The sequence below is a fragment of the Streptomyces sp. NPDC127190 genome (genome assembly GCF_042672505.1).
Taxonomy (GTDB): Bacteria; Actinomycetota; Actinomycetes; order Streptomycetales; family Streptomycetaceae; genus Streptomyces.
On record NZ_JBHXVE010000006.1, the window covers coordinates 215,098 to 232,759 of the forward strand.

Genomic DNA, 17,662 nt, shown 5'->3' on the forward strand with positions numbered 1-17,662 from the left:
CCTTTCGTGCATCCTGAAGACGCGCCGGTGGGTGTTGACCAGCGGGAACCCGGCCGGATAACTTCATTGTGCGGATTACCGATTCCGTACAGCGGAAAATTGGAGGGTCTGGGATGGGTCAGCAGGAGAAGGTGGCGACGAGCCTCGCGGGCGCCGTCAGCGAGGAGATCAGCGCCTCCCTGGCACCGGTCGACGCGGAGCTGGAGCGCCGCTACCCCGGGGACCCCGGCACCCGGCAGCCCGTGCACACCGTCTACGTACCCGGTGACGCCTTCGCTGCCGACACCCTCCGCACCTGGGGCGACCAGGCCCTCGCCCTGCTCGACGAACACGCCCCCGACGCCGCCTCCTTCGCCGCGGTCCTCGGCCTCGCCGACGACCTCGCCGAGCCGGTCTACTCCCGCGTCCGCGCCAAGCTGGAGCGCGAGCCGATCGAGGATCTGCGCGTCGACTTCGAGGACGGCTACGGCCCCCGCCCCGACGCCGAGGAGGACGTGGCCGCCGCCCGCGCGGCCCGCCTGATCGCCGAGGCCTTCCGGAACGGCACGGCGGCGCCGTACATGGGCATCCGCATGAAGTGCATGGAGGCCGCGGTACGCGACCGGGGCATCCGCACCCTGGACGTCTTCCTCACCGGGCTGATGGCGGCCGGCGGCCTGCCCGAGGGCCTGGTGCTGACCCTGCCCAAGGTGACCTACCCCGAGCAGGTGAGCGCCTTCGTCCGGCTGCTGGAGGCCTTCGAGAAGGCGCACGGCCTGGACGCCGGCCGGATCGGCTTCGAGATCCAGATCGAGACCAGCCAGTCCATCCTCGCCACCGACGGCACCGCCACCGTCGCCCGGATGATCCAGGCCGCCGAGGGCCGAGCCACCGGACTGCACTACGGCACCTTCGACTACAGCGCCTGCCTCGGCGTCTCCGCCGCCTACCAGGCCAGCGACCACCCGGCCGCCGACCACGCCAAGGCGATCATGCAGGTGGCCGCCGCGGGCACCGGCGTCCGGGTCTCCGACGGCTCCACCAACGTCCTCCCGGTCGGCCCGACGGAGAAGGTCCACGACGCCTGGCGGCTGCACTACGGCCTCACCCGCCGCGCCCTCGGCCGCGCCTACTACCAGGGCTGGGACATGCACCCCGGCCACATCCCCACTCGCTACGCGGCCGTGTTCGCCTTCTACCGGGAGGGCTTCGAGCAGGCCGCCGCCCGGCTCGCCCTTTACGCCAACCACGCGGGCGGCGACGTCATGGACGAGCCCGCCACCGCCAAGGCGCTCAGCGGCTACCTGCTGCGCGGCCTGGACTGCGGCGCCCTCGACATCGCCGAGGTCGCCCGCCTCACCGGCCTGACCCGCGCCGACCTGGAAGGCTTCGCGGCCCCCCGCCGCGGCGACCTGACGGCCTCCGCGAAGTAGGCCTCCAGGGCCTGTCTTTCGGATCAGGTCGGCTGCGGCGCCGGTGCCTTATCGGCCGACCCGAGCGGGGTCATGGGGGTGCCCCCTGCTCATGGGGGTCCCCCCGCTCGAGCGGAGCCGAGAGTGGGGGAGGAGTCGAGAGCTTGGGGGAGCGTGCAGATGCAAGGCGGAGGACCGAGTCGACGCGATGGGGGTCCCCCCGCGCGAGCGCAGCCGAGCGTGGGTGAGTCGGCGAGGGACGGCAACGCGGCAGATGTGCGTGCCAGGGCCCGCGACGCCGGCAAGGTCCGAAAGGCAGGCCCTAAGGCCTCTCCTTCGGACCTTGCCGGCGTCGCGGGGCGTCGGCGCCGTGGCCGACCCGATCCGAAAGAGAGGCCCAGCCCCTCTCCCCGCCCCGCCGGGCCTCGGCGTACGGTTCCAGGCCGGACTCCGTCACCCACCGCTGCTCGGCGAAGAGCCGGGTGCCCCGGGCGCACAGCGCCGCGTCACCGCGGGCCCGGGTCGCGAACTCCTCCGGTGTGTGCCCGAACAGCTGCCGTAACCGGGCCGACCGCCCGAGCAGTTCGGTGAGCAGGGGCCGCTGGCCGGGGTGCCGGCGGGGAGCGCCGTCGCCGTTGCGCAGCACACCGTGCCGGTTGACGTACGTGTACACGCCCGGCAGCACCGAGCCGTCCGCCAGCTCGACGCGTACGTCCGGCGCGGGCAGCCACGCCCGCCGGAAGTTGCCGTCGGGCAGCGGCACCCCCTCGCTCGCGTCGATCGCCTCCAGCTGCCGCCGGTCGAGCCAGATGACGAACAGCTCGCACCACCCGCGCCGCGCTCGCACGGGGGAGGCGGACACATACCCCAGCCGGCTCACGTGCGCCGAGACACCGATGGCCACGCCGGACACCCGGGCCCGCACCATGGGCAGCGGCGCGTCGATGCGGAACTCGGCCATCTTGTGCCGCAGTTGGCCGGGGCTGGCGTTGGAGCCGACCGCGAGCACCGGCGCCCGGTCGGCGTGCACCAGGCGCTCCAGCGGCAGCATCCGGTCGCCGTGCAGCAGCCCGGAGTCGGCGGGCCAGGCGCCGGGATAGGCCAGCGGATGATCGCGCGGAGCCACGGCGAGGCCGAGTTCCTCCAGGGTGCGCCCGGTCATCGGCGGCTCAGTCGGCGGGCGGCAGCTCGCCCGAGCCCCGGGTGATCAGCCGGGTCGGCAGCTCGATCCGCTCCGGCGCCACCAGCGTGCCGTCGAGCTGGCGGAAGAGCCGGTCGGCCGCGGTACGGCCCAGGGCAGCCGAATCCTGGGCGACCACCGTGACACCCGGCTGGAGCAGGTCGGCCAGTTCGAAGTCGTCGAACCCGACCAGGGCGACCGGGCGGGACCGGGACCGCTCGGCGAGGACCCGGACCACGGTGACCGTCACCCGGTTGTTGCCCGCGAAGACCGCGGTGACCGGGTCGGGGCCGCCGAGCATGTCCTCCGCCGCCCGGCGCACCCGCTCCGCGTCCGTCGCCCCGAGGGACATCCAGTGCTCCGCGACGGGTATCCCCGCGTCCTCCATCGCCGCCCGGTAGCCGCGCAGCCGCTCGGCCGCGGTGTGGATGCGCGGCATGTCGCCGATGAACCCGATCCGGCGGTGGCCGTGGGCGATGAGATGGGCCACGCCGTCGCGGGCGCCGCCGTAGTTGTCGGACAGCACCACATCCGCGTCGATCTTCCCCGCCGGACGGTCCACGAACACCGTCGCGACGCCCGCCCGGATCTCCGGCTCCAGATAGCGGTGGTCGTCCCCGGCCGGGATCACCACCAGACCGTCCACCCGCCGGGCGCACAGGGCCAGCGCCAGCTCCTGCTCGCGCTCCGGGTCCTCGGCGCTGGAGCCGTTGATCAGCAGGGCGCCGTGGGCGCGCGCGACCTCCTCGACGGCGCGGCTCAGCGGGCCGTAGAACGGGTCGGCCAGATCCTCCAGCACCAGCCCGATGCTGGCCGTACGGCCCTTGCGCAGCACCCGCGCGCTGTCGTTGCGGCGGAAGCCGAGCGCGTCGATCGCCTCCTGCACCCGGCGCTCGGTGTCGGGCGTGACCCCCGGTTCGCTGTTGACCACCCGGGAGACCGTCTTCAGCCCGACCCCGGCCCGGGCCGCCACGTCCTTCATGGTGGGGCGGGTGCCGTAGCGGGTGCCGGGGACGCGGTCTGCGCGGCGGGTGGTCTCGGGCACGGTGCGCCGTCCTGTCTGATCGTCGGTCATGTCCGCCACCGGGGTGCATGATCCGTGGGCTTGTATGAGGATGTGGCGTCGAGCATAGAGTGTGGACAACGTTGTCAGATGCGCGAGAGACTGTCCACCGCTGTCTGTCGGCCTGCGCCCCACCGCTTGACCGGCCTGTCTCATTCTGGGTTCTCGAGCTTCAACGGGGAGATCTGACTCTGATGCACACCGACCTCGTGGCAGCACTGGACATCGGCGGCACGAAGATCGCCGGCGGGCTGGTGGACGGCCGTGGCCGGATCCTGGCCCGCGCCCAGCGCGCCACCCCCGCCCAGCAGGACGGAGAAACGGTCATGCGGGCCGTCGAGGAGGTGCTCGGCGACCTCGCCGGATCGCCCCTGTGGGACCGGGCCGGATCCGTCGGCATCGGCAGCGCGGGTCCGGTGGACGCCTCGGCGGGCACCGTCAGCCCGGTGAACGTGCCGGGCTGGCGGGACTATCCGCTGGTCGACCGAGTCGGCGCGGCCACCGGGGGGCTGCCGGTCGAGCTGATCGGCGACGGCGTCGCCATCACCGCCGCCGAGCACTGGCAGGGCGCCGCCCGCGGCCACGACAACGCCCTGTGCATGGTGGTCTCGACCGGCGTCGGCGGGGGCCTGGTCCTGAACGGCCGGCTGCACCCGGGCCCGACGGGCAACGCCGGGCACATCGGCCACATCAGCGTCGACCTCGACGGAGACCCGTGCCCGTGCGGCTCGCGCGGCTGTGTCGAGGGGATCGCCAGCGGCCCCAACATCGCCCGCCGGGCCCTGGAGCAGGGCTGGCGGCCGGGTCCCGACGGGGACACCTCGGCCGCCGCGGTGGCCGAGGCCGCCCGGGCGGGCGACCCGGTCGCCCGGTCCTCCTTCGAGCGAGCGGCACGGGCCCTGGCCGCGGGTATCGCCGCCACCGCCACGCTGGTGGAGATCGACATAGCGGTGATCGGCGGCGGTGTGGGCAAGGCGGGCGACATCCTCTTCGCCCCCCTGCGCAAGGCCCTCGCGGACTACGCGACCCTGTCCTTCGTCCGCCGCCTCACGGTCGTCCCGGCCCGGATGGGCACGGACGCGGGCCTGGTCGGCGCGGCAGCGGCGGCCCTGACCCGGGGACCGGCTGTCCACGGCTAGGCGCTTCCGCCGGACGTCAGCAGCTCAGCCGTGCATCCGCCCAGTCCGCGTGGTCGGAGTCGACGCCGTCGCCGCCGTCGGTGACGACGAGCCGGATCACCTGGGCACCGGTGACGTCCGCGGTGACCGGCCGGGCCGGCATCGCGTTGGTCAGCACTCCGGTGGAGGCGACCTTGGTGCCGTCCGCCCAGATCTCGAAGGCCACGGTGCCGTCCGTGCCCTTCTCGTCGTCCACTCCGACCTCCGCGGTCACCTCGGTGCAGCTCCCGCCGGTGTAGAAGGAGACGTCGCTCAGGGCGTGCACGCCGAGCCCCTTGGTGTGCACCGCCCCGCCGATGGTGATCGGGTGCCCGTCTCCCGCGGCGCTCTCCCCGTTGCTGGTGTCGCGCTCCACCGGCCCCCAGCCGTTGACCGCGGACAGCCACGGCAGATCGCTCAGGTAGGACGTCCCGGAGGGCGGGGGTACGACGACCGTGGCGGTCAGGGGCAGCACGCCGTCGACCCGCTCCCCGGACGGCCCGCGGTAACTCGTCCTGAGGGTGAGGCCGTAGGACCCGGTCGGGGTGCCGGCCGGGGCGGTCACCCGCCAGCCGGTGCGCAGGGAGCGGCCGGTGGCGAGGGTGGTGGCCGTGGTCGCGGAGGCGGGCCGTACGGTCCACCCGTCGGGGCCGGTCAGCGAGACGGACACCGTGTGTGCCGGGGTACGGCCGAGATCGGTGACGGTGCTGGTCAGGGTGGCCGGGGTGCCCGCCTTCAGCAGGGGGTTGCCGTCCAGGCCGAGTTCGACCGCGGGCGGATGGGCCGCCCAGCGCGGGTCGGCCGAGACGCGCAGCAGGACGGTGCCGTGGGCCGGGACGGTGGCGGCGAGGCTGCCGGCGGTGTTGTAGCTGCGGTGCTGCCACAGGTCCCGCAGGGTGTAGGCGTCGGCGGCGGGCAGGCCGACCGCGCTCGCGGTGGTGCTGATCCGCTGGGCGGTGCCGGACTCGTTGAACAGGGCGACCGCGCGGCTGCCGTCCCGCATCTCCTTGGCGACGACCCAGCGTCCGCCCGCCGAGGAGACGACCGTGCCCTGCTTGCCGAGCGGGTCCTGGTCGACCGCGATGACCTCCTTGTTGCCGAGGATGCCGAAGGTCGCCGGGGAAGCCTTGCGCAGATCGGTGCCGATGAGCAGCGGCGCGGCCATGACCGACCACAGCGAGAAGTGCGAGCGGTACTCGGTGTCCGTCATGCCGCCGTTGCCGACCTCCAGCATGTCCGGGTCGTTCCAGTGGCCCGGGCCCGCGTACGGCGCGAGCGGGAGGTTCTGCTTCAGGATGGACAGCATCGAGGACCAGTTGTCGCTGATGTCACCGGTGGTCCGCCACAGGTGGCCGACGTCCGAGGCCCACTCCCAGGGCTTGTTCTCCCCCCATTCGCAGATGCTGTAGACGATGGGCCGCCCGGTCGCCTTGAGCGCGTCCCGCATGGTCCGGTAGCGCGAGCGGGCGTCGACGCCCTGGTTGTTGCAGTTGTCGTACTTGAGGTAGTCCACGCCCCAGTCGGCGAACTGCCGGGCGTCGCTGTACTCGTGGCCCAGCGCGCCCGGGAAGCCCGCGCTGTTGCAGGTCCTGGTGCCGGCGCTGGTGTAGATGCCGAGCTTGAGCCCCTTGGCGTGGACGTAGTCGGCGACCGCCTTGATGCCGTGCGGGAAGCGGGCCGGGTCGGGCACCAGCTTGCCGTCCGCGTCCCGCTGCGGCAGCGCCCAGCAGTCGTCCAGGTTGACGTACTGGTAGCCGGCGTCCTTCAGTCCCTTCGCCACGAAGAGGTCCGCGATGCCCTCGACCATGGTCTCGTCGAAGTCCGCCCGGCAGTGCGTGGAGTTCCAGTTGTTGAAGCCCATGGGCGGGGTCGCGGCGAGACCGTCGGCCAGGGCGGGGGCGAGGGGCTGTGTGACCGGGGCCGCGACGGCGGGGGCGGCCAGCCCCGCCGTGCACAGCAGGGCGGCGGCGAGCGCTCCGGCCGCTCTTCGCAGGGGTGTGCGGGTCGTGCGGGGGTGAGGCTGACGCATCGTCGATCCTCCGACTCGCGGAAAGGCGGGATGACGGCAGGCGCTGCCCGAAGGCATGCACGCGTCATCGGTGCGCGTTTACGGTAGGACCTGTCGGACTCTGTTGGAAGAGCTGTGCTTGCTGTGTTCGATGGCCCGTCAGAAGCCCTGATGCAGCGGATGGTGCAGGGCAGGACGTTCGGATCTGTTCGTCCCGGCGGTGGTCAGGGTTCGTCGCCGACCCGGCCCCAGCCGGGCAGCGGCGGCTGGGGCCAGACGGGCGGATCGGGCAGCGCGCGAGCGGGTCCGTCCACCGTCAGGGCGTGGGCCGAGGTGCGGCCCGCGAGCCAGCCGAGGAGCTGGTGACCGGTCCCCGCGACCGAGGGGCCGTCCGCCGAGACGGACCAGCGCCGCCCGAGATCGACGGCTTCGGCCGAGTCGATCGGGAATCCCTGGGCGCGCAGCGTGGCGAGGGTGTCGTCCAGGGCCCGGACGACGTACGGATCCGGCCAGTCGGCGGTGGTGTAGCCGGTGCCGAGGTCCAGGTGATGGGTCTCCAGCTCGCGCAGACAGCGCAGCAGGAGGTACCGGGCCGGGTGCCGCCAGCCTGCCAGCGCCGGGACGAGCCGGTTCCAGGCGGGCGCGGGCAGCGCGTGCGCCTCGGCCGCGAACCGGTCGAGGCTCTCCCGCAGGCGGGCCGTCAGGTCGCCAGGGGGCAGTACGGCGTCCCGCTCGACGCCCGCGGCCAGCGCCGCCGCGTCCGCGCGTGGCCCCGGCGCGCGGCCGGTGTGCGCGAGCCGCAGCAGCCACACATAGGCGTCCGCGCTGTGGGCGACATGCGCGAGCAGATGGCCGCGGGTCCAGGGCGCGAGCGCCGTGGGAGCCCGCAGCTCCGCGGCGGTCAGGCCGGCCGCGGCACGGACCAGCCGCGCGGCCGACCGCTCGGCCTCCGCCAGCAGGTCCGCACCGGCCGTGCCGGATGCGAGGGAACCGTTCACACACACTCCCGATCCGTCGCGCTCCGGCTCACCGGAACTCGTGGACGACCTCGATCCGGCCCACGATATGGCGGTTGAACTCGTCCAACTCCTCGGCGGGAACCCACAGTTCGAGGATCGTCTCACCTCCGGCCCGCTGCACCGGGTACCGGCCCAGAAACTCGGAGTCCACCTCGAAGCGGGTCACGAACCCCGCGCCGTCGTGCCTGACGTTCCAGTCCCGGGCGATGCGGATCGCGTAGTCCTCGTTGAGGACGGGGTAGAAGATCGGCTGCTCGGGCAGCCGGGGCGGCCAGGCACGCCACTGCGTCGCGCGCACCAGCTCCAGCTCCTTGGGGCCGGTGGGGCGCCAGAGGGTCGTGGTGGGGCGTGGGCCGGTCATGGTGCGCTTCCTGAAGTCGGGGGCGAGACGCCCGCAGGCGGAGCGGGCGGGACGAGATGCCGGACGATACCGGCGTGCCGAGCACCCCGGCCAGCCGTTTTCGGCGCACCGGGTGCGGGCGGCCCCGGTGGGCGGCGGAAGCGGCCCCGCCCAGGTTCGGCCGCCGTTGGATTGCCGCGTGACCCCTGGCCGTCCCGGCAGTTGATCAGCGCATGAAGAAGCGCAGCATGCTCGCCCTCGCGACCCTCGCCACCGGATTCGTCGTGGCCGCCGTCACCCCGTCCCACGCGGCCGCCCCCGCCGCGGAACCTGGCCCCCTCGGCGGCCTCAACCTCCCGGACACCCTCGACTCCGCCGGCCACCTCGTCAGCCAGGACAGCTTCTCCGTCGACGACCACGCCCTCGGGCAGAACTAGGGGCGACCCCACGGCCGTACGGCGTGTGTGCCGGTGTCCCCGCCGCCGGGGGCACCGGCACTCCTGTGCGGGCGCCCTCACCGGGAGGGGGTTTCCGTGGCAGGGTGTTGCGGGCAAGCCACAGGGGGCCGACACAGGAGGGGGAGTCCGTGACCGTCGTCTGGATCAACGGCGCGTTCGGTGCGGGGAAGACCGCGACCGCACGGGAACTGATCGAGCTGGTCCCGCACAGCACGCTCTTCGACCCCGAGGTCGTCGGGGCGGCGCTGCCCCACCTGCTGCCGCCGAAGCATCTCGCCGAGGCCGGCGACTTCCAGGACCTGCCGATCTGGCGCCGGCTCGTGGTGGACACGGCGGCCGCGATGCTCGCCGAGCTGGGCGGCACCCTCGTGGTCCCCATGACCCTGCTGCGCCAGGAGTACCGCGACGAGATCTTCGGCGGCCTGGCCGCCCGCAGGATCCCCGTGCACCATCTGCTCCTCGCCCCGGCGGAAACGATCCTGCGCGAGCGGATAGCCACCCGGGACGTCCCGCCGGACCTGCCCGACGGCGAGCTGCGGACCCGCCAGTGGGCCTACGACCACCTCGAGCCCTACCGCGCCGCCCTCGCCTCCTGGCTGACCGCCGACGCCCACCTCCTCGACACCAGCGAGCTCACCCCGTACGAGACCGCCGTGCGCATCGCCGACGCCGTGGGCAGCGGCGCCGTACCCGCCTGCGACATCGTGCAGACGCCCGAGCCGACCGCGGAGACGCTCGCCGCGGGGGTGCTGCTCTTCGACGAACAGGACCGGGTGCTGCTGGTCGACCCCACCTACAAGCCCGGCTGGGAGTTCCCCGGCGGAGTGGTCGAACCGGGCGAGGCCCCGGCCCGCGCCGGGATGCGCGAGGTGGCCGAGGAGACCGGGATACGGCTCGCCGAGGTGCCCCGGCTCCTCGTCGTGGACTGGGAGCGGCCCGCGCCACCCGGCTTCGGCGGGCTGCGGCTGCTCTTCGACGGCGGCCGGCTGGCGGCCGATGCGGCGTCCCGGGTGCTGCTGCCGGGGCCGGAGCTGCGCGGCTGGCGCTTCGCCAGCGAGCAGGAGGCCGCCGAGATGCTGCCGCCGGTGCGGTACGAACGGCTGCGCTGGGCCCTGCGCGCCCGCGAGCGCGGCACCGCGCTCTATCTGGAGGCCGGGGTACCGGTCGGCTGAGGCCCGCTGACCGGGATTCAGCCGGCGGCCGCCCCGCGCAGCGCGGCGGCGGCGTCCCCCACGACCGGGTCCCCGTGCCCGAAGCACGCCACGTCCGCGTCCAGCCCGGCCAGCCGCCCCAGCGAATCGAGCAGGCGAGGGCGGTCGAGGTTGAACACCCCCGGGATCACCGTGCCGTCCACCGGCGACGCCGCCACCGTGTCCCCGGTGAACAGCACGCCCTGATCAGGAAGGAACAGGGCGATGCTGCCGTCGGTGTGTCCCGGCACATGGACGACCCGCGCACCCCCGCCGAAATCCAGCACCGCGCCGTCGGGGACACCGGTGACCGCGCGCGGGGGCACCGGCCGATCCTCGGGCAGGGCGGCGAGCGCCGCGGCGTGCAGCGGCCGCTCCCACTCCACCAACCTCGGTGGCGGGCCCGCGAGTTCACCCCGGACGAACGGTGCGTCCAGGGGATGCGCCAGTACCTCGGCACCGCTCAGCGCGGCGAACTCGCCCGCCCCGCCCGCGTGATCCTCATGAAAATGGGTCAGCACGATCCGCCGTACGGCCCCGGGGGCGCGCCCCAGCGCCGTGAGCGCTTCGGCGATGACCCGCCCGGACCCGACCGGCCCCGCGTCGATCAGCGTCGACTCCTCGCCGTCGGACCAGAGATAGGCCTGACCGACCGGGAAGCGGAACAGGTGCAGATGCGGCAACAGCGCGATGACGTCCATGCACCGACGGTAGGCAGCGCCCCCACCGGAGCACGAGAGCGCTCTGCCGTGGGCAGAAGACGTCAGCGCGTGGAGGGGGCTGGCGGGAATGCCGTCGGCAGATGGCGCGAGTGCTTGGGAACCCAGCGGCGGAGGGTGCCAGCGGGGGTCGTGCTCCCCGGGCAGCTGTCGGCACATGGCGTCAGCGTGTGGCGGGGTCGCCGGGGAGCCGTCGGAACATGGGGTCAGCCCGCGCCGCTGTCCCCGACCGGCCTCGGCTGACGCCAGTGTCGCCGGACAGCCCGCAGGTGGAGGGCGCGAGCCCATGCTGCTGTCGCCGGGCAGCCGTCGGCAGTTGGCATGAGCGCCTGGCGTGGTCGCCGGAATGCCGTCACCAGATGGCGTCGGCTCACCCCGCTGTCGTCGTACCCCCGTCGGCCGAAGGCATCAGCCCACGCCGCTGGCACCGCGCGGTCGCCAGGATGCCGTCAGCAGGTGGCTTCAGCCCACCGCGCGGTCACCACCCTGCCGACGGCAGACCGCCTCAGCTCACCGCCCGTCACCACCGTGCCGGCCGGCGGCAATCGCCTCAGCCCGCCGCGTAGTTGCGCAGGAACAGGGCCTCGGCGATCGACAGCCGCTCCAGCTCCTCCGGGGACACGCTCTCGTTGACCGCGTGGATCTGTGCCTCCGGCTCGTTCAGGCCGATGAGCAGGATCTCCGCCTCCGGGTAGAGCCCGGAGAGGGTGCTGCACAGCGGGATGGAGCCGCCCTGACCGGCGTACTGGAGGGTCTCGCCCGGGTAGGCGACCGCCATCGCGTCGGCCATCGCCTGGTAGGCCGGGCTGGAGGGGTCGGCGCGGAAGGCCTGGCCCTCGCCGATCTGCTCGGTGGTGACCCGGGCACCCCACGGGGTGTGCGTCTCGAGGTGGGCCTGGAGCAGCTTGCTCGCCTGCGCCGCGTCCACGCCCGGCGGCACCCGCAGGCTGATCAGCGCGCGGGCGCTGGCCTGCACGGACGGGGTGGCGCCGACGACCGGCGGGCAGTCGATGCCGAGGACGGTGACCGCGGGGCGGGCCCAGATGCGGTCGGCGACCGAGCCGTCACCGATCAGCTCCACGCCGTCCAGCACCTTCGCGTCCGCGCGGAACTGCTCCTCGGTGTACTCCAGGCCCTCCCAGGTCTCCGCCGCCCCGAGCCCGTCGACCGTGGTGGAGCCGTCCTCGGCGCGCAGCGAGTCCAGGACCCGGATCAGCGCGGCCAGCGCGTCCGGCGCGGCACCGCCGAACTGGCCCGAGTGCAGGTTGCCCGCGAGGGTGTCGATCCGGACCCGGACCAGGGTCATGCCGCGCAGGGTGGTGGTGACCGTCGGCAGACCGACGCGGAAGTTGCCCGCGTCGCCGATCACGATCGAGTCGGCCGCCAGCAGCTCCGGGTGCTGCTCGGCGTACCGCTCCAGGCCGCCCGTGCCCTGCTCCTCCGAGCCCTCGATGATCAGCTTCACGTTCACCGGGACTCCGCCGTTCGCCTTCAGGGCGCGCAGCGCGAGCAGGTGCATGATGAAGCCGCCCTTGCAGTCGGCGGTGCCACGGCCGTACCAGCGGCCGTCCCGCTCGGTCAGCTCGAACGGCGGAGTGGTCCAGCCGCTCTCGTCCAGCGGCGGCTGCACGTCGTAGTGGGCATACAGAAGAACCGTTTTTGCGCCCTCGGGTCCCGGCAGATAGCCGTACACCGACTGGGTGCCGTCGGGCGTGTCGAGCAGGGCCACGTCGGTGCAGCCCTCGGCGCGCAGCGCGTCCGCGATCCAGTTGGCGGCGGCCTCGCTCTCGCTCCTCGGGAACAGCGTGAAGTCCGCCACCGACTTGAAAGCGACCAGCTCGCCCAGCTCCGCTTTGGCCCGGGGCAGCAGCGAGGCGACGGTCTCGGCGACCGGATTCGACGACATGGGCACGCTCCTCGTGGGTGCGACGTTTACCTGGTGAGTAACCCGATCCTCCCACAGTGGCCTGCGACGACGGCCGCCGTAGGATGCGGGGGACACTTCGGCAGCGGCTTGATCGGAGCAGTAGACCATCGTGAGCGGCGAGAACTCTTCGGCGGACGACGTGCAGCAGGTCTGGGACGTCGTCGTGGTGGGCGCGGGACCCGCGGGGGCCTCGGCGGCCTACGCGGCGGCGGTCGCGGGGCGCCGCGTCCTGTTGCTGGAGAAGGCCGAGTTGCCCCGCTACAAGACCTGCGGCGGCGGCATCATCGGCCCCTCGCGCGACGCGCTGCCGCCCGGCTTCGAGCTGCCGTTCCGGGACCGGGTGCACGCGGTCACCTTCTCGAACAACGGCCGCTTCACCCGCACCCGCCGCTCCAAGCAGATGCTGTTCGGGCTGATCAACCGGCCCGAGTTCGACCAGCAGCTGGTCGAGCACGCCCAGAAGGCGGGCGCCGAGCTGCGTACGGGCGCCACCGTGCAGCGGGTCGAGCAGCACGGGTCGGCGGTGCCGGACCGGCGCACGGTCGCCGTGGTCCTCCAGGGCGGGGAGACGGTGCTGGCCCGCGCGGTCGTCGGTGCCGACGGCAGCGCCAGCCGGATAGGGGCCCATGTCGGGGTCAAGCTCGACCAGGTCGACCTCGGCCTGGAGGCGGAGATCCCGGTCCCCGAGCCGGTCGCCGAGGACTGGAAGGGGCGGGTGCTCATCGACTGGGGCCCGCTGCCGGGCAGTTACGGCTGGGTGTTCCCCAAGGGCGACACGCTCACCGTGGGAGTGATCTCCGCGCGCGGCGAAGGCGCGGCCACCAAGCGGTACTTGGAGGACTTCATCGCCCGGCTGGGGCTGGCCGGCTTCGAGCCCGCCATCTCCTCCGGGCACCTCACCCGCTGCCGTGCCGACGACTCCCCGCTCTCCCGCGGCCGGGTCCTGGTCTGCGGCGACGCGGCGGGACTGCTGGAGCCGTGGACCCGCGAGGGTATCTCCTTCGCGCTGCGCTCGGGCCGGCTGGCGGGGGAGTGGGCGGTCCGCATCGCCGAGGCGCACGACGGCGTCGACACCCGCCGCCAGGCCCTGAACTACGCGTTCGCGATCAAGGCCGGGCTCGGCGTCGAGATGAGTGTCGGCAAGCGGATGCTGGCCCTGTTCGAGCGGCGCCCCGGCCTCTTCCACGCGGCCCTCACCGGCTTCCGCCCGGCCTGGCGGGCCTTCCGTGACATCACCCAGGGCTCGACCTCGCTCGGCGAGATCGTCCGCACCCGCCCGATCGCCCAGCGCGCCCTGACCGCGCTGGACCGGGGCCCGTCGGCTCCGGTGGAGGCGGAGGCGGAGGACGCGTCCGCCTCCTGAGGAGCGGGCCGGCGCGCCGGGGGCACATCCCTGCCGCGCCGGAGTCCCGAGGGGGCGTCCGTCGGCCGGGCCGGCGGACGCCTCACCGGGTGACGGTGATGCGGAACACCGGGTGATCGGGGGCGGCCGCGAGCAGCTCCGCATCGGAGGACGCGGCCGTCACCCCGTTGAAGTAGTCCTTGACCTGCCAGCCCCACCGCTCCAGGTAGGTCCGCAGCACCGGCACCTTCTCCGCGTCGGGCAGCTCCACCGCGGTGAACGCGCGCACCCCGCGGCCGACGCGCAGCTCCCCGCCCCCGGCGGCCCGCATGTTCCGAACCCACTGCGAGTGCCCGCGCGCCGAAACCAGATACTGCCCGCCCTCGTACGTGTGCGGGTTGACCGGGATGCGCTGCATCCGGCCGCTCGTCCGGCCCCGCACGGACAGTTCCGCGGAGCCGGCGAGGCTGAGCCCGTGCCGGGCCAGCCAGCCGATCACGCTGTTCAGGCGGACGGTCATCGGGCTGCCCTTGAGGTAGTACGGCGAAGACGACGACATGGTGACCCCCACGGTCCGGGAGAGCGGTGCTCTCGCTTGCCCTCAGTCTGGAGCAGATCGGTGCTCCGAAGCAAGAGCAGTGCTCTCTTTTGTGTGCACCGCTCTCGTTCGTGGCACACTGCTGGCATGAGCACCGCACAGGGCGCCCGCGCACGGGTCAGGTCGGAAGTCACCGCGGCCATCAAGGAAGAGGCCCGCAGACAGCTCGCCGCACAGGGGGCGGCGAAGCTGTCACTGCGTGCCGTGGCCCGCGAGCTGGGCATGGTCTCGTCGGCCCTGTACCGCTACTTCCCCAGCCGCGACGACCTGCTGACCGCCCTGATCATCGACGCCTACGACTCCCTCGGCGAGGCGGCGGAGAAGGCTCTGCGCGCCGCGAGCGACGCCCCTGCGGTGGCCCGCTGGACCGCGGTGTGCGAGGCGGTGCGCGGCTGGGCACTGGCCCATCCGCACGAGTACGCGCTGATCTACGGCTCGCCCGTGCCCGGCTATGCCGCCCCCGAGACCACCGTCCCGGCCGCCTCCCGGGTCGGCCTGGTCCTCATCGGCATCGTGCGGGACGCCCACCGGAGTTCCGGCCTCGCCGAGCTGAGCCTGTCCGACGGGCTGCGCCCCGAGGCCGAGCGGATGGCGGCGGACCTCGTCCCGGACCTGCCTCCGGAGGCCGCCGCGGCGCTGGTGGCGGCCTGGGCACAGCTGTTCGGGCTGGTGAGCTTCGAGCTGTTCGGCCAGTTCCACAACGTGGTCGAGGACCGGGCCGCCTTCTTCCGTCACGCGGCGGCGGGGCTCGCCCACGGCGTGGGGCTGCGCTGACGCGTGGGGCGCTGCGCTGACGCGTGGTGCCGCGCTGGCCCGGCGGCCGATCGTCGCCGTACTCCTTGGCGAGTACCCGTGAGCGGGAGCGGGAGGACCGCGCCCCACTCGCGGTCCTCGCCTACGAGTCCGGGTTGGTGCGCCCCGGCCGGCCGGGCTGAGCCGCCCGGCGGAAGCGCCACAGCACACTCACCACCCGCACCACGAACACGGCCAGCGCCAGAAACAGCCCGAGCCGCGGCAGCACCAGGGCCATCGGCTTCGGCAGGTCGAACAGCAGCACCGGGCCGGCCACGGCCCCCAGTACCACGAACGCCGCGAACGCGGCGCTGGCCAGCGCGTACCCGATCTCGACCGTCGCCGCGTCCCGCTCGGCCGCGGTGCGGCGTCCCCCGTAGGTGTCCATGACCCCAGTGTGCCCCAGCGCCCGCCGCCGATACGCGGGCGCGCCCGGGCGGGCAACTGCCGCCGCCGGGCGCGCTGTCGGGCTGTCGTCGGGGACGGCTCAGTCGTGCACCGCCACCCGCTCCGCCTCCGTCTGTGCCGCGGCGGACCGGGCGACCACGAGGGAGGGCTGGGTACGACGGCTGCGCATCCCGGTGAGGGTGAGCAGCAGCCCGGCCAGGGCGACGCAGGCGACCACGGCGAAGCCGGGACGGTAGCTGTCGAGGACGGCCTGCGGGGTGGGGTGCGCCGGGGCGTGCGCGGTCACCACGGCCGTCACCACCGCCAGGAAGATCGCGCCGCCCACCTGTACGGAGGTGTTGAGCAGTCCGGAGACCATGCCCTGCTCATGGTCCTCGACGCCGTTGGTGGCCTGGATGTTGAGCGAGGGGAAGACCAGCGCGCAGGCCGCGCCGATCAGGAGCATGGAGGGCAGCACGGCCGCCGCGTACACCGGGTGCAGGTCGACGCGGAGGAACAGCGCGTACCCGAGGACCATGAACGCGAAGCCGGCCGCGATCAGCCGCGGGGTGCCGAACCGGTCGACGATCGCGCCGACCTTGGTGGAGGACACCGCCACCAGCGCGCCCGCCGGCAGGAAGGCGAGCGCCGTGTGCAGCGCCGACCAGCCGAGCAGGGACTGCATGTAGAGGGTGGTCAGGAACTGGAAGCCGACGTACGACCCGAAGAAGGCGACCGCGCCCAGCTGGGCCCGCAGCTGGCTGCCCGAGCGCAGCACGCCCAGCCGGATCAGCGGGCTCGGCGAGCGCCGTTCCACCCGCACGAACGCGGTCAGCAGCACCACCACGGCCAGGAAGGACAGCAGGGTGCGGGGCGTGGTCCAGCCGGTGTCCGGAGCCTGCACGACGGTGAAGACCAGGAGCAGCATCGACGCGGTGCCGAGGACGGCGCCCGGGATGTCGTAGCCGGCGTGCCGCTCCTCGCGGGCGCTGCGCGGCAGCAGCCGCAGTCCCGCGGCGAGGGCGATCAGTGCGACCGGCGCCGGCAGCAGCATGGTGAAGCGCCAGCTGGCCTCGGTGAGCAGGCCGGAGAGGACCAGGCCCATCGAGAAGCCGGTGGCCGCGCAGGTGGTGTAGATCGACAGGGCGCGGTTGCGCAGCGGGCCCTCGGGGAACGTCGTGGTGATGATCGACAGGCCCGCCGGTGCCGTGAAGGCCGCGCTCAGACCCTTGATGAAGCGGCTGGCGATCAGCAGCGGCCCGGAGTCCACGACCCCGCCGAGCAGCGAGGCGAGCGCGAAGACGCCGAGCGCGACGAGGAACACCTGGCGCCGGCCCAGCAGATCGGCGGTACGGCCGCCGAGCAGCAGCAGACCGCCGTAGCCCAGGATGTAGCCGCTGACGATCCACTGCAATGTCGAAGTGGACAGATGCAGGTCGGAACCGATGGACGGCAGGGCGACACCGACCATCGACACATCCAGCGCGTCCAGGAACATCGCGGCGCACAGCACCAGCAGGGTGCCCCAGAGCCGAGGCGTCCAGCGGCCGTCGGACGGGGTGGGGGTGAGCGGAGAGGTCATGGCCGAGACACTACATGCACGTGCATCGAATGCAAATGCATTTAATGCCGATGCAACAAAATCGTTTTTCTGCTACGGTGCGCTCATGGCGGCTAAGAAGCCTGAGCAGGCGCTTGTGGAGCAGTGGCGGGACCTTCTGTCCCTGCATGCCCGCACCCAGTGCGAGGTGGACCGGGCGCTGCACCAGCACGGTCTGTGCGCCAGCGACTTCGAGGTGCTCGACCTGCTGGCCGAGGGTGCGGCGGCGGACGGCGGCTGCGCCTACCGGGTGCAGGAGATCTCCGAGCGCGTCCATCTCAGTCAGAGCGCGCTGTCCCGGCTCATCGGCCGGCTGGAGAAGGACGGCCTGGTCGAGCGGGGCATGTGCGCGGAGGACCGGCGGGGCGTCCGGGTCGCCCTCACGGCGAAAGGGCGCGGGGGGGGCCGGCGCCGGGCGGCCGCGGGGCGCCCCGGGGGGGGCCCCCCGCCGGGCCGCCCCCCCCCTCCCGGCGGGGGCGGCCCCCCCCCCG

At 73.5% G+C, this 17,662-nt stretch carries 16 protein-coding genes and 1 pseudogene; 7 read left to right on the forward strand and 10 right to left on the reverse strand.

Translation table 11 applies throughout. From position 1 onward, the window contains the following. Nucleotides 1-113 precede the first annotated feature (113 nt). Complete coding sequence (locus ACFVIU_RS12865; protein WP_385842385.1) at nucleotides 114-1,412, forward strand: DUF6986 family protein; 1,299 nt, start codon at nucleotides 114-116, stop codon at nucleotides 1,410-1,412. Nucleotides 1,413-1,713: 301 nt separating this feature from the next. Here ACFVIU_RS12865 and ACFVIU_RS12870 read toward each other — a convergent pair whose 3' ends face one another. Together ACFVIU_RS12870 and ACFVIU_RS12875 are read right to left on the reverse strand one after the other, a co-directional pair. After that, entirely contained in the window at nucleotides 1,714-2,553 is an 840-nt protein-coding gene (locus ACFVIU_RS12870) for a hypothetical protein (protein ID WP_385842386.1), read from the reverse strand. Nucleotides 2,554-2,560: 7 nt separating this feature from the next. After that, nucleotides 2,561-3,646, reverse strand: a complete 1,086-nt coding sequence (locus ACFVIU_RS12875) for a LacI family DNA-binding transcriptional regulator (protein ID WP_385842387.1) — start codon at nucleotides 3,644-3,646, stop codon at nucleotides 2,561-2,563. A gap of 182 nt (nucleotides 3,647-3,828) precedes the next feature. Here ACFVIU_RS12875 and ACFVIU_RS12880 point away from each other — a divergent pair, with 182 nt between their 5' ends. After that, entirely contained in the window at nucleotides 3,829-4,773 is a 945-nt protein-coding gene (locus ACFVIU_RS12880; protein WP_385842388.1) for an ROK family protein, read from the forward strand. A 16-nt stretch (nucleotides 4,774-4,789) separates the two neighbouring features. On the opposite strand, the gene ACFVIU_RS12885 is transcribed toward ACFVIU_RS12880, so the two are convergent. The 3 genes from ACFVIU_RS12885 to ACFVIU_RS12895 all read right to left on the reverse strand — a co-directional run bounded on the left by ACFVIU_RS12885 (nucleotide 4,790) and on the right by ACFVIU_RS12895 (nucleotide 8,179). Beyond that, complete coding sequence (locus ACFVIU_RS12885; protein ID WP_385842389.1) at nucleotides 4,790-6,820, reverse strand: NPCBM/NEW2 domain-containing protein; 2,031 nt, start codon at nucleotides 6,818-6,820, stop codon at nucleotides 4,790-4,792. A 203-nt stretch (nucleotides 6,821-7,023) separates the two neighbouring features. After that, complete coding sequence (locus ACFVIU_RS12890) at nucleotides 7,024-7,797, reverse strand: maleylpyruvate isomerase family mycothiol-dependent enzyme (RefSeq protein ID WP_385842390.1); 774 nt, start codon at nucleotides 7,795-7,797, stop codon at nucleotides 7,024-7,026. A 28-nt stretch (nucleotides 7,798-7,825) separates the two neighbouring features. Next, nucleotides 7,826-8,179, reverse strand: a complete 354-nt coding sequence (locus tag ACFVIU_RS12895; protein WP_385842391.1) for a hypothetical protein — start codon at nucleotides 8,177-8,179, stop codon at nucleotides 7,826-7,828. Nucleotides 8,180-8,391: 212 nt separating this feature from the next. Here ACFVIU_RS12895 and ACFVIU_RS12900 point away from each other — a divergent pair, with 212 nt between their 5' ends. Beyond that, complete coding sequence (locus ACFVIU_RS12900) at nucleotides 8,392-8,595, forward strand: hypothetical protein (protein ID WP_385842392.1); 204 nt, start codon at nucleotides 8,392-8,394, stop codon at nucleotides 8,593-8,595. A 149-nt stretch (nucleotides 8,596-8,744) separates the two neighbouring features. Continuing rightward, nucleotides 8,745-9,788 carry an NUDIX domain-containing protein gene (locus tag ACFVIU_RS12905; RefSeq protein WP_385842393.1) on the forward strand — a complete coding sequence of 348 codons (1,044 nt, stop codon included), beginning with the start codon at nucleotides 8,745-8,747 and terminating at the stop codon, nucleotides 9,786-9,788. Nucleotides 9,789-9,805: 17 nt separating this feature from the next. Here ACFVIU_RS12905 and ACFVIU_RS12910 read toward each other — a convergent pair whose 3' ends face one another. Then, nucleotides 9,806-10,507: an MBL fold metallo-hydrolase gene (locus tag ACFVIU_RS12910; protein WP_385842394.1), complete on the reverse strand. Its 702-nt coding sequence runs from the start codon at nucleotides 10,505-10,507 to the stop codon at nucleotides 9,806-9,808. A 568-nt stretch (nucleotides 10,508-11,075) separates the two neighbouring features. Next, nucleotides 11,076-12,431 carry a dipeptidase gene (locus ACFVIU_RS12915; RefSeq protein WP_385842395.1) on the reverse strand — a complete coding sequence of 452 codons (1,356 nt, stop codon included), beginning with the start codon at nucleotides 12,429-12,431 and terminating at the stop codon, nucleotides 11,076-11,078. A 130-nt stretch (nucleotides 12,432-12,561) separates the two neighbouring features. Between ACFVIU_RS12915 and ACFVIU_RS12920 the strand changes: the two genes are divergently transcribed. After that, nucleotides 12,562-13,815, forward strand: a complete 1,254-nt coding sequence (locus ACFVIU_RS12920) for a geranylgeranyl reductase family protein (RefSeq protein WP_385842396.1) — start codon at nucleotides 12,562-12,564, stop codon at nucleotides 13,813-13,815. An 82-nt stretch (nucleotides 13,816-13,897) separates the two neighbouring features. Here the strand turns inward: ACFVIU_RS12920 and ACFVIU_RS12925 are convergent, their stop codons facing one another. Beyond that, on the reverse strand, nucleotides 13,898-14,353 hold the full coding sequence (locus ACFVIU_RS12925; RefSeq protein ID WP_385842397.1) for a nitroreductase/quinone reductase family protein: 456 nt from the start codon (nucleotides 14,351-14,353) through the stop codon (nucleotides 13,898-13,900). A 126-nt stretch (nucleotides 14,354-14,479) separates the two neighbouring features. On the opposite strand from ACFVIU_RS12925, the gene ACFVIU_RS12930 reads away from it, so the two are divergent. Continuing rightward, entirely contained in the window at nucleotides 14,480-15,166 is a 687-nt protein-coding gene (locus ACFVIU_RS12930; RefSeq protein WP_385842398.1) for a TetR/AcrR family transcriptional regulator, read from the forward strand. A gap of 121 nt (nucleotides 15,167-15,287) precedes the next feature. Here the strand turns inward: ACFVIU_RS12930 and ACFVIU_RS12935 are convergent, their stop codons facing one another. Continuing rightward, nucleotides 15,288-15,572, reverse strand: coding sequence for a DUF6332 family protein (locus ACFVIU_RS12935; RefSeq protein ID WP_385842399.1), 285 nt, complete (start codon nucleotides 15,570-15,572; stop codon nucleotides 15,288-15,290). A 99-nt stretch (nucleotides 15,573-15,671) separates the two neighbouring features. Further along, nucleotides 15,672-17,153 carry an MFS transporter gene (locus ACFVIU_RS12940; protein WP_385842400.1) on the reverse strand — a complete coding sequence of 494 codons (1,482 nt, stop codon included), beginning with the start codon at nucleotides 17,151-17,153 and terminating at the stop codon, nucleotides 15,672-15,674. Nucleotides 17,154-17,238: 85 nt separating this feature from the next. Between ACFVIU_RS12940 and ACFVIU_RS12945 the strand changes: the two are divergent. After that, nucleotides 17,239-17,568, forward strand: a pseudogene (locus tag ACFVIU_RS12945) (MarR family winged helix-turn-helix transcriptional regulator); the annotation flags it as partial. Nucleotides 17,569-17,662 lie beyond the last annotated feature (94 nt).

What these genes read in the sequence shown, in the direction of transcription:
- ACFVIU_RS12915 (WP_385842395.1), bottom strand. Translation starts at nt 12,431, where the DNA reads ATGTCGTCGAATCCGGTCGCCGAGACCGTCGCCTCGCTGCTGCCCCGG.
- ACFVIU_RS12875 (WP_385842387.1), bottom strand. Translation starts at nt 3,646, where the DNA reads ATGACCGACGATCAGACAGGACGGCGCACCGTGCCCGAGACCACCCGC.
- ACFVIU_RS12925 (WP_385842397.1), bottom strand. Translation starts at nt 14,353, where the DNA reads ATGTCGTCGTCTTCGCCGTACTACCTCAAGGGCAGCCCGATGACCGTC.
- ACFVIU_RS12895 (WP_385842391.1), bottom strand. Translation starts at nt 8,179, where the DNA reads ATGACCGGCCCACGCCCCACCACGACCCTCTGGCGCCCCACCGGCCCC.
- ACFVIU_RS12940 (WP_385842400.1), bottom strand. Translation starts at nt 17,153, where the DNA reads ATGACCTCTCCGCTCACCCCCACCCCGTCCGACGGCCGCTGGACGCCT.
- ACFVIU_RS12935 (WP_385842399.1), bottom strand. Translation starts at nt 15,572, where the DNA reads ATGGACACCTACGGGGGACGCCGCACCGCGGCCGAGCGGGACGCGGCG.
- ACFVIU_RS12900 (WP_385842392.1), top strand. Translation starts at nt 8,392, where the DNA reads ATGAAGAAGCGCAGCATGCTCGCCCTCGCGACCCTCGCCACCGGATTC.
- ACFVIU_RS12870 (WP_385842386.1), bottom strand. Translation starts at nt 2,553, where the DNA reads ATGACCGGGCGCACCCTGGAGGAACTCGGCCTCGCCGTGGCTCCGCGC.
- ACFVIU_RS12910 (WP_385842394.1), bottom strand. Translation starts at nt 10,507, where the DNA reads ATGGACGTCATCGCGCTGTTGCCGCATCTGCACCTGTTCCGCTTCCCG.
- ACFVIU_RS12880 (WP_385842388.1), top strand. Translation starts at nt 3,829, where the DNA reads ATGCACACCGACCTCGTGGCAGCACTGGACATCGGCGGCACGAAGATC.
- ACFVIU_RS12865 (WP_385842385.1), top strand. Translation starts at nt 114, where the DNA reads ATGGGTCAGCAGGAGAAGGTGGCGACGAGCCTCGCGGGCGCCGTCAGC.
- ACFVIU_RS12885 (WP_385842389.1), bottom strand. Translation starts at nt 6,820, where the DNA reads ATGCGTCAGCCTCACCCCCGCACGACCCGCACACCCCTGCGAAGAGCG.
- ACFVIU_RS12930 (WP_385842398.1), top strand. Translation starts at nt 14,480, where the DNA reads ATGAGCACCGCACAGGGCGCCCGCGCACGGGTCAGGTCGGAAGTCACC.